The sequence below is a fragment of the Bacillus sp. AP50 genome (assembly GCF_040492675.1).
Classification (GTDB): domain Bacteria; phylum Bacillota; class Bacilli; order Bacillales; family Bacillaceae_G; genus Bacillus_A; species Bacillus_A cereus.
Map to the genome: position 1 here is coordinate 1 of NZ_JBEUTW010000246.1, position 14,342 is coordinate 14,342.

Below are 14,342 nucleotides of genomic sequence, written 5' to 3' on the forward strand. Positions count from 1 at the left end.
ATATGACGGATGAGCAAGTAATGAAGGATTCAGGCGTGACATATGATACAAGTTATTTCCGAGTGACAGCACATAAAGCTGAAGAAAACTTAACGAAGCGAAAAGAAATTAAAGCAGTAAATGTAAAAAAACGTTTTCCAAACAAGATTGATATTCATATCGAAGAATATTTAACGATTGGTTATATAAATAAAGAGGGAAAATTACAACCGTTATTAGAAAATGGAAAAACGCTTGATGTACTACCTAATGGAAAACTTCCTGTTGCAGCACCGATTTTCGAACCTTTTAAAGAAGAGAAAATGAAGGAGTTAATCGCTGAACTAGAAAAATTAACACCAGCTATTTTAAAATCTATTTCGGAGATTCGCTATTCACCAACGAATGCGAATGAAGATCATCTTACTTTATATATGAATGAAGGTTATGAAGTGAGCACTACGATTCAAAATTTCGCAAAACGTATGGAAGCCTATCCACTTATTTTAAAAACAATTGAGCCAGGTAAGAAGGTATTAATTGACTTAGAAGTAGGTGCATATACGAAAGAATTAGGTGCGGAAGAAAAAAAAGAATAGAATGGTAGTTTTCGTTGCTCATAGCAGAAAAAACGAAACGAATGTTCTATTATATGTATACGAATTTAGAAGAATGGTTCATTTGATGAAAAATATGTAAAAATTCTTAGATTCATACTAGTATTGGTACAAGTTTCACTTTTCTATGAGTACATCTTAGTGTAGACTTATACTTGGCGGTAAACTTTACACTCGAAATAGAATTATTTCAAGATAAGCAGTTATTCATAGTTTACTGCGATATTCTTAATTGAATGCTAAATAAAAATAAGAAAAATATAGGGTTAAAAAAGGGAAACGTATAAAGACGTTGAATATTTTTCTTATAAATAGTAAAGTTGCGATTGTTGTTCCATATATTGAGTTGTATGGTATAAATAAAGAAGGAGGTGCCAAAGAATGAACAGCAATGAAATATATGTTAGTCTTGACATCGGTACATCCAATGTTAAAGTCATCATTGGTGAAATGGTTAATGACAGCTTAAACATTATTGGTGTTGGAAATGTAAAATCAAATGGTTTAAAGAAGGGATCGATAGTTGATATAGACGAGACTGTTCGATCAATTAAAAAAGCAATTGAACAAGCTGAGCGCATGGTGGGAATCCACATTGAGCAAGTTGTAGTAGGTGTCAATGCAAACCAGGTACAGCTACTTCCTTGTCACGGAGTAGTCGCTGTTTCAAATGAAGATCGTGAAATCGGGAATGAAGATGTCTTACGCGTTCTAGATGCAGCACAAGTTGTGTCAATTGCCCCAGAACGTGAGTTTATTGATGTGGTACCTCGACAGTTCATCGTAGACGGTCTTGACGAGATTAACGATCCACGCGGGATGATCGGTGTAAGATTAGAAATGGAAGGTACACTTATTACAGGCTCGAGAACTTTACTACATAACCTACTTCGTTGTGTAGAAAAAGCAGGTCTTGAAATTGTTGATATTTGTCTTCAACCTTTAGCGGCTGCAACAGTTGCTATATCTTCAGATGAAAAAAATAGAGGAGTAGCCCTTGTTGATATGGGGGGAGGATCTACAACTTTATCTATTTTTAAAGATGGAGAGTTACAAGCGACGAGCGTATTACCATTAGGTGGAGACCATATAACGAAAGATATTGCGATTGGGTTGAAAACTTCAACAGAAAATGCAGATCAAATTAAGTTGAAATATGGACATGCTTTTTATGATACAGCATCTGAAGAAGAGATGTTTACGGTTCCTATTATGGGAAGTGATCAAACAGAACAATATTCTCAGTTGGAATTATCGGATATAATAGAGGCTCGTGTAGAGGAAATTTTAATGTTTGTTCAAGATGAAGTGCGTAAGTTAGGAGTAAAGCAAGTGGCTTCTGGTTATGTACTAACTGGCGGAATTGCTTCTATGCCAGGTGTTCTTGATCTTGCATATGATATTTTACATGAAAATGTTCGTGTAGCAACTCCTGATTATATTGGTGTGCGTGAGCCTCAATATACAAGTGGAGTTGGATTAATTAAACATTCTTATCAAAAAGCTAAATTACGTGGGAAAAATGTGCAGGAAAAGCAAGAGCATTTTGAACCAGTACCAGCACCAGCACCAACGCCGGTACAACAGCAACCCGCGAAACAAAAAACTCGTAATCAAAACAATAATAATCAAAATGATGACCGCATGATGTCAAAAGTAAAACGTGTATTCCGTTATTTATGGGATTAAAATTGGACACGAAAAATGAGGTTCTAGGGGGATTTCGACATGTTAGAGTTTGATACTACTCAAGATCAATTAGCGAATATAAAAGTTATCGGTGTCGGCGGTGGCGGAAACAATGCTGTAAACCGTATGATTGAACACGGTGTACAAGGTGTAGACTTTATCGCTGTGAACACTGATGCACAAGCATTAAATCTATCAAAAGCTGAAACAAAAATGCAAATTGGTGGAAAATTAACGCGTGGACTTGGTGCAGGCGCAAACCCTGAAGTAGGGAAAAAAGCTGCAGAAGAAAGTAAAGAACAGATCCAAGAAGCACTTCGTGGTGCGGATATGGTCTTCGTAACTGCCGGTATGGGCGGTGGAACTGGAACTGGTGCAGCTCCAGTTGTTGCTCAAGTTGCAAAAGAATTAGGTGCTTTAACAGTTGGTGTTGTAACACGTCCATTTACTTTTGAAGGACGTAAGCGTGCGACGCAAGCAGCATCTGGTATTGCAGCATTTAAAGAAAATGTAGATACTCTTATTGTAATTCCAAACGATCGCTTATTAGAGATTGTTGATAAAAATACGCCAATGTTAGAAGCATTCCGTGAAGCTGATAACGTATTACGTCAAGGTGTTCAAGGTATTTCGGATTTAATTGCAACGCCAGGTTTAATTAACTTAGACTTTGCAGACGTAAAGACAATTATGTCTAATAGAGGTTCTGCTTTAATGGGTATTGGTTCTGGTAACGGGGAAAATCGTGCTGCAGAAGCTGCGAAAAAAGCGATTTCTAGTCCATTACTAGAAACATCTATTGATGGAGCTCAAGGTGTTATCATGAACATTACGGGTGGCGCTAACTTAAGCTTATATGAAGTACAAGAAGCGGCAGATATCGTAGCTTCAGCTTCAGATCCAGAAGTAAATATGATCTTCGGTTCTGTTATTAACGAAGGATTAAAAGATGATATCGTTGTAACTGTAATTGCAACTGGTTTTGATGATAGCATTGCAACTCAACCACCAAAACCAATTATTCGCCCGAATGCGAACCACACGCAACAACAGCAACAACCAGTAGCTCAACCTTCAAAACAACGTGAAGTAAAACGTGAAATGAAGCGTGAAGAGCCAGTTGTACATGAGCGTCATTCAGATTCAGATGATATCGATATTCCAGCATTTTTACGTAACCGTCGTAGACGATAAAAAAAGGAGCTTTCATGCTCCTTTTTTGTTTTTTAAATGGAAAAGACCTGCTAAGCAGGTCTTTTTTTTTATTTGGTATATTTTGTTGGTGAAAATAAGAGTATATCATTCTATGAATTTGTACTTTTATTTTTTACCGACAGATTATGTCTAGAAATCACAAAATAACAAAAAAACACCTCCGCAAATTGACACACTTTCCTATTGGATATGCATTATACTAGTCTCAACTTGAAAAAAGAGGTGAATTGTTTGGTTGTTTACGCCGACGTTGTTTGGTTGTTAAACGCCTGCATTGATTTTCTTTTGCTTTTATTAACAGCTACCGTGTTAAAAAAGAAAATCAAAAAATGGAGGCTTGTGTTAGGGGCATTTATAGGTTCAACTATTGTTATTTTTGCCTTTACTCCTTTTGCTTCTATGATGACACATCCAATTATGAAACTACTGTACTCGTTACTTATTGTGTATACAGCATTTGGGTTTACAACATTTAGAAATTATGCACAAACTGTTTTTACTTTTTACTTTGTAACCTTTATGGTTGGCGGAGGATTAATTGGAACTCATTTCTTTTTGCAAACGAATGAAATGGTAAATGGATTGGTTCAATCTCAGTCAATTTCTTACGGTGATCCAATTAGTTGGTTATTTGTTATTTTTGGTTTTCCAGTAATTTATTATTTTTCTAAAAAGCGTATTGAAAGCGTAGAGGTCACGAAAATACACTATGATCAAATTGTGAAAGTAAAAATTCAATTAGCAGAAGAAGAACTAGAACTGGCAGGTCTTATTGACAGTGGGAACCAACTTTATGACCCATTAACAAAAACACCCGTTATGATTATGCATGTTTCATCATTAGAACATTGCTTACCATCTTGGTTAACAGAACAAATTTATTCCAAAACAGAAATTCCTCAAATACCAGAAAATGATTCTGGTTGGGCGACAAAATTACGCTTAATTCCTTTCCGTGCAGTAGGGGTAGAGAGTCAATTTTTGTGGGCAATTAAGCCTGACAGTGTGCAAGTTGACCATGAAGGTAGTTCTATTGTTGTAAACAAAGTATTAATTGGATTAAATACACAACAGCTTTCTACTAATGGGGAGTATCAATGTATTGTGCATCCAAAAATGTTGATTTCGCAAAAAATGGTAATTGCTTAATAATGAGAGGCGGGATAATATGATGAAATTAAAATTTTATTTAGTATACCTTTGGTATAAAGTATTGCTGAAATTAGGAATTAAGACCGATGAAATTTATTATATTGGTGGAAGTGAAGCGTTGCCACCACCGTTAACAAAAGAAGAAGAGGAAGTTCTTTTGAATAAATTGCCAAAAGGAGATCAGGCAGCAAGGTCATTACTTATTGAACGTAACTTAAGGCTCGTTGTATATATAGCAAGAAAGTTTGAAAATACAGGGATAAATATTGAAGATTTGATTAGTATAGGAACAATCGGCCTTATTAAAGCGGTAAATACATTTAATCCAGAAAAGAAAATAAAATTAGCAACATATGCATCGCGTTGTATAGAAAATGAAATTTTAATGCATTTACGTCGAAATAACAAAAATCGTTCGGAAGTTTCTTTTGATGAACCACTAAACATTGATTGGGATGGGAATGAACTGTTATTGTCTGACGTGTTAGGTACAGATGATGATATTATTACAAAAGATTTAGAAGCTACTGTAGATCGTCACCTTTTAATGAAAGCATTACACCAATTAAATGATCGTGAAAAACAAATTATGGAACTTCGGTTTGGGCTTGCTGGAGGGGAGGAAAAGACGCAAAAAGATGTGGCTGATATGCTTGGGATTTCACAGTCATACATTTCGCGTTTAGAAAAAAGAATTATAAAAAGATTACGAAAAGAATTTAATAAAATGGTGTAAAGAATAAGACCAGCCGTTATGTAGGCTGGTCTTATTCTATTTAGTTGTATTAGGAAAGATAATTTAAATAACAAATCGTGAAAAAACCACATGCATAAAATCCCCTTCAAAGGAAATACTTTACACTGTACAGCAACTCCCGATAGGAGGGAACACTTTGACGAGAAACAAAGTAGAAATTTGCGGTGTTGATACAGCTAAACTTCCAGTATTAAAAAATGAAGAGATGCGTAAATTATTTCGTGAAATGCAAAGTGGAGAGATAAGCGCAAGAGAAAAATTAGTGAATGGAAACTTACGTCTTGTACTGAGCGTCATCCAAAGATTTAATAACAGAGGAGAATATGTTGACGATTTATTTCAAGTTGGTTGCATCGGACTTATGAAATCAATTGATAATTTTGATTTAGGCCAAAATGTAAAATTTTCAACGTATGCTGTGCCGATGATTATTGGGGAAATACGCAGATATTTGCGTGATAATAATCCGATTCGCGTATCGCGCTCATTGCGAGATATTGCGTATAAAGCTTTGCAAGTAAGAGAAAAGTTGATTGCAGAAAATTCAAAAGAACCAACAGCAATGGATATTGCAAAAGTGCTAGAAGTAACTCATGAAGAGATAGTATTTGCTTTAGATGCAATTCAAGATCCAGTTTCATTATTTGAACCGATTTATAATGATGGGGGAGATCCTATCTTTGTTATGGATCAGTTAAGTGATGAAAAACAAAAGGACGAGCAGTGGGTTGAAGAATTAGCATTGAAAGAAGGAATGAAGCGTTTAAATGATAGAGAGAAAATGATTATTAGAAAACGTTTCTTCCAAGGAAAGACACAGATGGAAGTTGCAGAAGAAATTGGGATTTCCCAAGCGCAAGTATCACGTTTAGAGAAGTCAGCCATTAAACAAATGAATAAAACGATTCAAGGATAAGGTCTCACCAATTATGGTGAGACCTTTTTATATGTAATATGGTTTGTGCTCATAGTAGGGGATTAGTGTTCATATAATTTCGTATAGGTGGCTTCCTGTAAATATGAGAAACAGTTTCCAATTTGTCATATAAGGGAGAGGATGAAAATGGTGATACGAATTTCAGAGTTACAGATGAAGGATGTTATAAATATTTCAGATGGAAAAAGGATTGGGAATATTGGAGATATTGAAATTGATATGAACACAGGGAAAATTTGTTCTGTTATTATTTCCAAACAGACACGTATGCTAGGTATTTTTGGAAAAGATGTTGAGATTGTAATTCCTTGGAAGGAAATTGTGAAAATTGGGGAAGATGTCATACTTGTAAGAGTAAATCCTGTTAATTCTGTAACAGAATCAATACAAACACCGACAATTTCATAAAGAATATTACAAATTCCTCTTTTTTTTCTGTTAGGATTATGAAAAAATAAAAGTATGGTAAAATAGACAGGAAGTACCATGCTTTTTTTCTGTTATTTTAATTAAAAGGAGCCGCTTTATTATGAGAGAACCATTTAAATATGTGGACGGTATACTGTATTTACAAGCGTGGAAAGAACTTGGAAACATTACTGCTGGATTTACGACAAAAGATGGTGGGATAAGTACGGGCTCCTTTCATGCGATGAATTTAGGATTACATGTGAATGATATCGTGGAGAACGTTCATGAAAACAGACGCATTTTAGCAAATAAGTTACAAAAACCATTAGAAAATTGGATTTGCTCTGAACAAGTTCATGCTCATCATGTTGAAAAAGTAGGGCAACAGGAAAAGGGAAGTGGTGTCTATTCATATGAGGACGGCATTTCAAAAACAGATGGCATTTATACGAGTAATGAAGATGTTCTGTTAACGTCTTGTTACGCGGATTGTGTTCCGCTCTATTTTTATGCACCATCACATGGTATGATAGGACTTGCGCATGCTGGATGGAAAGGCACTGTGCAAGAGATTGCAAAGGAAATGATTCAAAAGTGGAATGCAGAAGGTATTTCAAGTGATGAAATTCATGTTGCAATTGGGCCGTCGATCGGATCTTGTTGTTATGTTGTGGATGATCGTGTATTAACAGCAGCACAGGAAGTAGTTAGGGGTGCTGTTCCTCATCAAAAAATTTCTGACGGGCAGTACGCAATTAATTTAAAAGAAATTAATCGTATATTATGTGTACAAGCAGGCATAAAAGAAGAGCATATTGTAATGTCATCTCTTTGTACAAGCTGTGAAGAGCAACTATTTTTCTCTCATCGTCGTGATCAAGGTAAGACAGGAAGAATGTTGAGTTTCATAGGTTTTAAGGAGGAAGAAAGCAAGTGACAGTACAAGAAAATTTAGTAATTGTAAACGAAGCTATTAAAGAATCTTGCGCTCGAGCTGGACGTTCGTTGCAAGATATTAAACTTGTTGCAGTTACAAAAACTGTAGGGATTGAAAAAACAAACGAAGTAATTGAAGCTGGAGTTATCGATTTAGGTGAAAATAGAAATGAAGGTTTCTTACAGAAATACGAGCATTTCGGTTCAAAAGTTAATTGGCACTTTATTGGCTCATTACAAACGAGAAAAGTAAAAGAAATCATTAATGAAATTGATTATTTACATTCGTTAGATCGTCTTTCACTGGCGAAAGAAATTCAGAAACGTGCTGATAAGAAAGTGAAATGCTTTATTCAAGTGAAAACCTCATCTGAAGAATCGAAGCAAGGATTGGCAATAGAAGAGGTTGTTTCTTTTATTCAAAGTTTGCAAGAATTCGATAAAATTGAAGTGGTTGGACTAATGACGATGGCTCCATTTACAGAAGAAGAGGAAGAAATCAGACGCTGTTTTAAGGAATTACGTATGCTGCAAACAGAGGTGCAGGAGCTAGAGTTATTACATGCGCCATGTAAAGAATTATCAATGGGAATGTCCAACGATTACAAGATTGCAATTGAAGAAGGGGCTACATATATTCGTTTGGGAACGATTTTAGTAGGAAAAGCGTAAAAGGAAGGAGAATCTTATTATGAGTTGGTCAAAAGTAAAATACTTCTTTTTTGATACACCGGAAGAAAAAGAAGCAGCTCAATATGGTTATGAAAAGGAGCAAACAGACATGAAAAAGCAGCAAGATCCACCAGAACAACAAGACGTTACGTTTCCGAAAGCGCAACCGAAGCAAAATGTTGTGAGTATTGAAACAGCAAAACAATCTTCAAAAGTTGTTTTATTAGAACCACGCACATATTCGGAAGCACAAGGGATTGCGGACCACTTAAAAGGTAGACGAGCTGTTGTAATTAATTTGCAGAGAATGTCTACTGATCAAGCGGTACGTATCGTTGACTTTTTAAGTGGTACTGTATACGCTATAGGCGGGGACATTCAAAAAATAGGGCCGAAAACATTTATGTGTACACCTGAAAATGTAGATATTGTTGGTGCGATTTCAGAGTTATTCGGTGAAGAAGAAGAAACAAATATAAAGAGGTGGTAATACGCCATGACAACAGTTTTTATAGTGTTAAGTTATGCTATCGAGATTTACTCGTGGGCACTTATTATTTACATTCTCCTATCATGGTTTCCTGGTGCAAAGGAATCATCTTTTGGAGAGTTCCTGGCACGTATTTGTGAACCGTATTTAGAACCATTCCGCCGCTTTATTCCGCCGCTTGGAATGATTGATATTTCTCCAATCGTTGCGATCTTTGCGTTGAAACTTGCTAAAACTGGTTTGTTCAGTTTATTAAGCTATTTTTTATAGTAAGAAGGTAAATACATGAGCATCTACGAACATTTTAGGCCTGATGAGGAGGTCTTTGTGGATAAAGTGCTAGAGTGGAAGCGAGCGGCGGAGTACCATCAAGTGAAGTTAACGGATTTTCTTGATCCTAGGCAACAACAAATTGTTTCTATGGTAATAGGACAAGGTGATGTTGCTGTGCAATTTGGTGGTGCAACGCCTAATGCAGAGCGTAAAAGAGCACTTATTTATCCAGACTATCTAGAATTAAATGAAGAAGAATTTCAAGTAGAAGTATTAGAAATTGACTATCCTTCCAAGTTTTATACGCTAGAACATAGGCAAATATTAGGTACATTTATGTCTCTTGGTTTAACAAGAGAAAAATGTGGTGATATTTTGCTGCAAGAAAATCGTGCCCAAATTGTAGTTGCGAAAGAAATTGTATCGTATATTGAGATGAACTTACAATCAATAGGGAAAGTAAAAGTCTCTTTAGCGTCAGTGCAAGGAGAACAAATTCTACAGATACATGAAACGTGGGGAGAGAAATCTGGAACGGTTTCTTCACTTCGTTTAGATGTTATGTTAGCTGAAATGTTACATTTATCTAGACAGAAAGTACAACCTTTCATAAAAAATGGTTTAGTAAAAGTCAATTGGAAAACAGTGGAGCAAACTTCTTATGAATGTTATCCAGGAGATGTTTTTTCTGTTAGAGGATATGGCCGAAGTAAATTATTTTCTGTAGAAGGTAGAACAAAACGCGACAAATGGAGAATTTTGTATGGTATACTAAAATGATTGGTTTTTTAGAAGGAAATCCTCCTATTTTGTCGAAGAAAAGATATAATTGAAAGAGGAAATTTAGATAACTACTTGGAGGTGGCGTTGTGCCGTTAACACCATTAGATATTCATAATAAAGAATTTGGTCGCGGATTCCGTGGCTATGATGAAGATCAAGTAAATGAGTTTCTTGATCAAATTATCAAAGATTATGAATTGGTCATTCGTGAGAAAAAAGCTTTAGAAGAAAAAGTTGCGCAGTTAGAAGGGAAGTTAGATCATTTCTCTAATATTGAAGATACGTTAAACAAATCTATCGTTGTTGCACAAGAAGCAGCGGAAGAAGTAAAACGTAATGCGCAAAAAGAAGCGAAATTAATTGTGCGTGAAGCTGAAAAGAATGCTGATCGTATTATTAACGAAGCATTAGTAAAATCAAGAAAAGTTGCTTTTGATATTGAAGAGCTAAAGAAACAAGCGAAAGTATTCCGAACTCGTTTCCGCATGTTATTAGAAACACAGCTTGAGATGTTAAACAACGATGATTGGGATAAACTAATTGAATTAGAAGACGAAGTAGATGAACTGTTGAAAAAAGAAGAAACAGTGTAAGCTTGACGTTTTTCTCATTATTACATATAATTTTAAACAACATATTTATTAAGAAAAACGAAGATAGGGATAAGTACCTTTTCAAACCTTATATAGCGAACTGAGGATGGTGTAAGCTCAGGATAAGGAGATAGTGGGAATATCACCCTGGAGTTCCGCGCTGAACAAATAGAGTAAGCGTAGGCGTGTATTCGCGTTAAGAATATAAAGAGGATTCTATACATATGTATAGAATCTACTAGGGTGGTACCGCGGGAGACTTTCTCGTCCCTTTTGGGGATGAGAAGGTCTCTTTTTTATTCCGTTTTTTAAGTATTTCTTTTATACATGTAAGGAGGAATTGAGCATGGAGTACAAAAATACATTACTGATGCCAAAAACAGAGTTCCCAATGCGTGGGAATTTACCAAAACGTGAGCCTGCAATGCAAGAAAAATGGGCTGAAATGAATATTTACGAAAAAGTACAAGAACATACAAAAGGTCGTCCTTTATTTGTATTGCATGATGGACCTCCATATGCGAATGGTGACATTCATATGGGACATGCATTAAATAAAGTATTAAAAGACTTTATTGTTCGTTATAAATCAATGACTGGTTTTAGTGCGCCATATGTTCCGGGATGGGATACGCACGGTTTACCAATTGAACAAGCTTTAACAAATAAAGGTGTAAAACGTAAAGAAATGACAGTTGCTGAGTTCCGTAAGTTATGTGCAGAGTATGCATATGAACAAGTAGAACGTCAACGTGAACAATTTAAGCGTCTAGGTGTACGTGCAGATTGGGATAATCCATATATTACTTTAGAGCCAGCTTATGAAGCACAACAAATTAAAGTGTTTGGTGACATGGCGAAAAAAGGTTATATCTATAAAGGTCAAAAACCAGTTTACTGGTCTCCAACGAGTGAATCTGCTTTAGCGGAAGCTGAAATTGAATATCAAGATAAAAAATCAGCATCTATTTACGTAGCATTCCCTGTAAAAGATGGAAAGAACGTATTAGAAGGTGATGAAAAGTACATCATTTGGACAACAACACCTTGGACATTACCTGCAAACTTAGGTATTTCTGTTCATCCAGAGCTTGAATATAGCATTGTAAAAGTAAATGATGAGAAATATATCATTGCTTCTGAGCTGTTTGAGATAGTTGCAAAAACGTTAGAGTGGGAAAATGCTGAAGTTGTGAAAACAGTAAAAGGTAGCGAACTTGAGTATACAGTTGCAAAACATCCATTCTACGATCGTGATTCATTAGTTATGCTAGGAGATCACGTAACAACAGATGCAGGTACAGGTTGTGTTCATACAGCACCAGGACACGGGGAAGATGACTTCGTTGTTGGTAAAAAGTATGGATTAGAAGTACTTTGCCCAGTCGATGATAAAGGTGTATTAACAAATGAGGCACCTGGATTTGAAGGCTTATTCTATGATAAAGCTAACAAACCAATTACAGAAAAATTAGAAGAAGTAGGCGCGTTACTGAAACTAACATTCATTACACATTCATACCCACATGATTGGAGAACGAAAAAACCAATTATTTTCCGTGCGACAGCACAGTGGTTTGCATCTATTGAAGCATTCCGTAAAGAATTAATAGAAGCTGTAGCAGAAACAAAATGGGTACCAGCATGGGGAGAAACTCGTCTTCATAATATGGTTCGTGACCGTGGTGACTGGTGTATTTCTCGTCAGCGTGCATGGGGTGTGCCAATTCCGGTATTCTATGCTGAGAATGGTGATCCAATTATTACGGATGAAACAATTAACCATGTAGCAGATTTATTCCGTGAACACGGTTCTAACGTATGGTTCGAGCGTGAAGCGAAAGATCTATTACCAGAAGGATTTACACATCCAGGTAGCCCAAATGGTGAATTCCGTAAAGAAACAGACATCATGGATGTATGGTTCGATTCAGGTTCTTCTCACCAAGCGGTATTAGAAGAGCGCGAAGATTTACAGCGTCCAGCTGATTTATATTTAGAAGGATCTGACCAGTATCGTGGTTGGTTTAACTCTTCATTATCAACAGCAGTTGCTGTAACAGGTAAAGCTCCATATAAAGGCGTACTAAGCCACGGTTTCGTACTAGATGGTGAAGGACGTAAAATGAGTAAGTCGATTGGAAACATCGTCGTACCGAAGAAAATCATGGATCAATTAGGCGGAGACATTTTACGCTTATGGGTATCTTCTGTTGACTATCAATCTGACGTACGTATTTCAGATGATATTTTAAAACAAGTAGCAGAAGTGTATCGTAAAATCCGTAACACATTCCGTTTCTTATTAGGAAACTTAGACGACTTTAAGCCAAGTGAAAATGCAGTAGCTGTAGCTGAACTTCGTGAAGTAGATCGTTACATGTTAGTAAAATTAAATGACTTAATTACAAAAGTTAAAGAAGCATATGAGACATACGATTTCGCTGCTGTGTATCATGCAATTCATAACTTCTGTACAATTGATTTAAGTTCATTCTACTTAGACTTTGCAAAAGACATTTTATACATTGAAGGTGCAAACCACGAAGATCGTCGTGCAATTCAAACTGTATTATATGATGTTCTTGTTGCGTTAACGAAACTTGTAACACCAATCTTACCGCATACAGCTGATGAAGTATGGCCATACATTCCAGGCGTAACAGAAGAAAGTGTACAATTAACTGATATGCCAGAAGCTGTACAATTAGATGACGCGGAAGCGTTAAAAACAAAATGGGATGCATTTATGACATTACGTGATGACGTGTTAAAAGCACTAGAAGTAGCTCGTAATGAAAAAGTAATCGGTAAGTCATTAAATGCGAGCATTACGCTATATCCAACTGCAGAAATGAAAGCTATGTTAGAGTCTATTAGCGAAGACTTAAAGCAATTATTCATCGTTTCTGAGTATAAACTTGGTGGTATGATGGATGAAGCGCCAGCAGATGCACCGAAGTATGAACATACAGCGGTTGTTGTTGTTCAAGCAACTGGTGAAACATGTGAACGTTGTTGGGTAGTTTCAGAAACAATTGGTAAAGATGCTGAACATGAAACATTATGTGAGCGTTGTGCAACAGTTGTTAAAGAAAACTATGTAAAATAATAAAAAACTGACTGCTATTGATGCGGTCAGTTTTTTTGTTGATGGTATATTAAGATCACTTTCAGACTCTTTCCTGTGAAGGAAAAATGTGTGTGAGGTAAGCAAATAAATTTCGGACACACTAACTGTACATTACAGCTAGGAGGAATGTACACGTGAATGAAATTTACATGGAAATAAAAGAAGAATTGCAATTGATGAGAAAAGAGTTGCAAGAGAGACTAGCTAAAGAAGTAATGCACAAATATGATGTCGAGTTCAGCCAAGAGCTTGGATATGAAATTAAGGAAGAGATAAAGAAAAAATTGCTATTACATGATATAAAAGAGGATTTAAAGGATGTAGAACGCGCATTATTTAAAATGGAAATAGACATGTATGGTATTTGTGAAGAGACGGGGAGATTAATTTCGACAAAGCAAATGAAGACAATGCCGACTGCCCGTACGATTCATGAATTCTTCTATGAAAAGGTAAATGTATGAATACGCACAACGATATTATATTACCTTTTTTTAATTTATTTTATTCTTCTATAAAGGTTCATTGTGAAAAGGTAGCAGCTATGCTAAAATTTTGAGGTACACTGTCTTTGTGGGGGAAATGAAAATGATATATTATGTAATAGCGTTATTCGTCATTGCTATCGATCAAATATCGAAGTGGTTAATTGTAAAGAACATGGAATTGGGTACGAGTATTCCGATTATCGACAATGTATTATAC

15 protein-coding genes, 1 pseudogene and 1 other annotated feature are annotated in these 14,342 nt (G+C 35.9%); all 16 genes and pseudogenes read left to right on the forward strand.

What is annotated here, in order from left to right:
- A partial coding sequence (gene divIB, locus ABWK52_RS18250; RefSeq protein ID WP_014482113.1) for a cell division protein FtsQ/DivIB occupies positions 1 to 578 on the forward strand: 578 nt, incomplete at its 5' end.
- 399 nt (positions 579 to 977) lie between these two features.
- On the forward strand, positions 978 to 2,285 hold the full coding sequence (ftsA, locus tag ABWK52_RS18255) for a cell division protein FtsA (RefSeq protein WP_001087557.1): 1,308 nt from the start codon (positions 978 to 980) through the stop codon (positions 2,283 to 2,285).
- Between the two features lie 39 nt (positions 2,286 to 2,324).
- The gene (gene ftsZ / locus ABWK52_RS18260) at positions 2,325 to 3,479 is read left to right on the forward strand and encodes a cell division protein FtsZ (protein ID WP_000888984.1); all 1,155 of its coding nucleotides are present in this window, start codon (positions 2,325 to 2,327) and stop codon (positions 3,477 to 3,479) included.
- Between the two features lie 252 nt (positions 3,480 to 3,731).
- Complete coding sequence (gene spoIIGA, locus ABWK52_RS18265; protein WP_000261970.1) at positions 3,732 to 4,649, forward strand: sigma-E processing peptidase SpoIIGA; 918 nt, start codon at positions 3,732 to 3,734, stop codon at positions 4,647 to 4,649.
- A gap of 19 nt (positions 4,650 to 4,668) precedes the next feature.
- Entirely contained in the window at positions 4,669 to 5,388 is a 720-nt protein-coding gene (gene sigE, locus ABWK52_RS18270; protein WP_000976948.1) for an RNA polymerase sporulation sigma factor SigE, read from the forward strand.
- Between the two features lie 157 nt (positions 5,389 to 5,545).
- On the forward strand, positions 5,546 to 6,325 hold the full coding sequence (sigG, locus tag ABWK52_RS18275) for an RNA polymerase sporulation sigma factor SigG (RefSeq protein WP_000197755.1): 780 nt from the start codon (positions 5,546 to 5,548) through the stop codon (positions 6,323 to 6,325).
- Between the two features lie 147 nt (positions 6,326 to 6,472).
- A complete protein-coding gene (locus ABWK52_RS18280; protein ID WP_000236745.1) occupies positions 6,473 to 6,754 on the forward strand; it encodes a YlmC/YmxH family sporulation protein in 282 nt (93 codons plus the stop codon).
- 121 nt (positions 6,755 to 6,875) lie between these two features.
- Complete coding sequence (gene pgeF, locus ABWK52_RS18285; RefSeq protein WP_001209006.1) at positions 6,876 to 7,694, forward strand: peptidoglycan editing factor PgeF; 819 nt, start codon at positions 6,876 to 6,878, stop codon at positions 7,692 to 7,694.
- Positions 7,691 to 8,365, forward strand: coding sequence for a YggS family pyridoxal phosphate-dependent enzyme (locus ABWK52_RS18290; protein ID WP_000218007.1), 675 nt, complete (start codon positions 7,691 to 7,693; stop codon positions 8,363 to 8,365). The genes pgeF and ABWK52_RS18290 overlap by 4 nt, the downstream gene beginning before the upstream one ends.
- 19 nt (positions 8,366 to 8,384) lie before the next feature.
- Complete coding sequence (locus tag ABWK52_RS18295) at positions 8,385 to 8,855, forward strand: cell division protein SepF (protein WP_000119129.1); 471 nt, start codon at positions 8,385 to 8,387, stop codon at positions 8,853 to 8,855.
- A gap of 6 nt (positions 8,856 to 8,861) precedes the next feature.
- On the forward strand, positions 8,862 to 9,125 hold the full coding sequence (locus ABWK52_RS18300) for a YggT family protein (protein WP_000214233.1): 264 nt from the start codon (positions 8,862 to 8,864) through the stop codon (positions 9,123 to 9,125).
- A gap of 15 nt (positions 9,126 to 9,140) precedes the next feature.
- Entirely contained in the window at positions 9,141 to 9,908 is a 768-nt protein-coding gene (locus ABWK52_RS18305; protein ID WP_002098127.1) for an RNA-binding protein, read from the forward strand.
- 89 nt (positions 9,909 to 9,997) lie between these two features.
- The gene (gene divIVA, locus ABWK52_RS18310; protein WP_001131611.1) at positions 9,998 to 10,504 is read left to right on the forward strand and encodes a septum site-determining protein DivIVA; all 507 of its coding nucleotides are present in this window, start codon (positions 9,998 to 10,000) and stop codon (positions 10,502 to 10,504) included.
- A 51-nt stretch (positions 10,505 to 10,555) separates the two neighbouring features.
- Positions 10,556 to 10,779: a binding site (T-box leader), on the forward strand.
- A 71-nt stretch (positions 10,780 to 10,850) separates the two neighbouring features.
- Positions 10,851 to 13,616 carry an isoleucine--tRNA ligase gene (gene ileS2 / locus ABWK52_RS18315; protein WP_098508271.1) on the forward strand — a complete coding sequence of 922 codons (2,766 nt, stop codon included), beginning with the start codon at positions 10,851 to 10,853 and terminating at the stop codon, positions 13,614 to 13,616.
- Between the two features lie 155 nt (positions 13,617 to 13,771).
- On the forward strand, positions 13,772 to 14,101 hold the full coding sequence (locus ABWK52_RS18320; protein WP_001002956.1) for a molecular chaperone DnaK: 330 nt from the start codon (positions 13,772 to 13,774) through the stop codon (positions 14,099 to 14,101).
- A 124-nt stretch (positions 14,102 to 14,225) separates the two neighbouring features.
- A pseudogene (lspA, locus tag ABWK52_RS18325) lies at positions 14,226 to 14,342 on the forward strand (lipoprotein signal peptidase LspA); the annotation flags it as partial.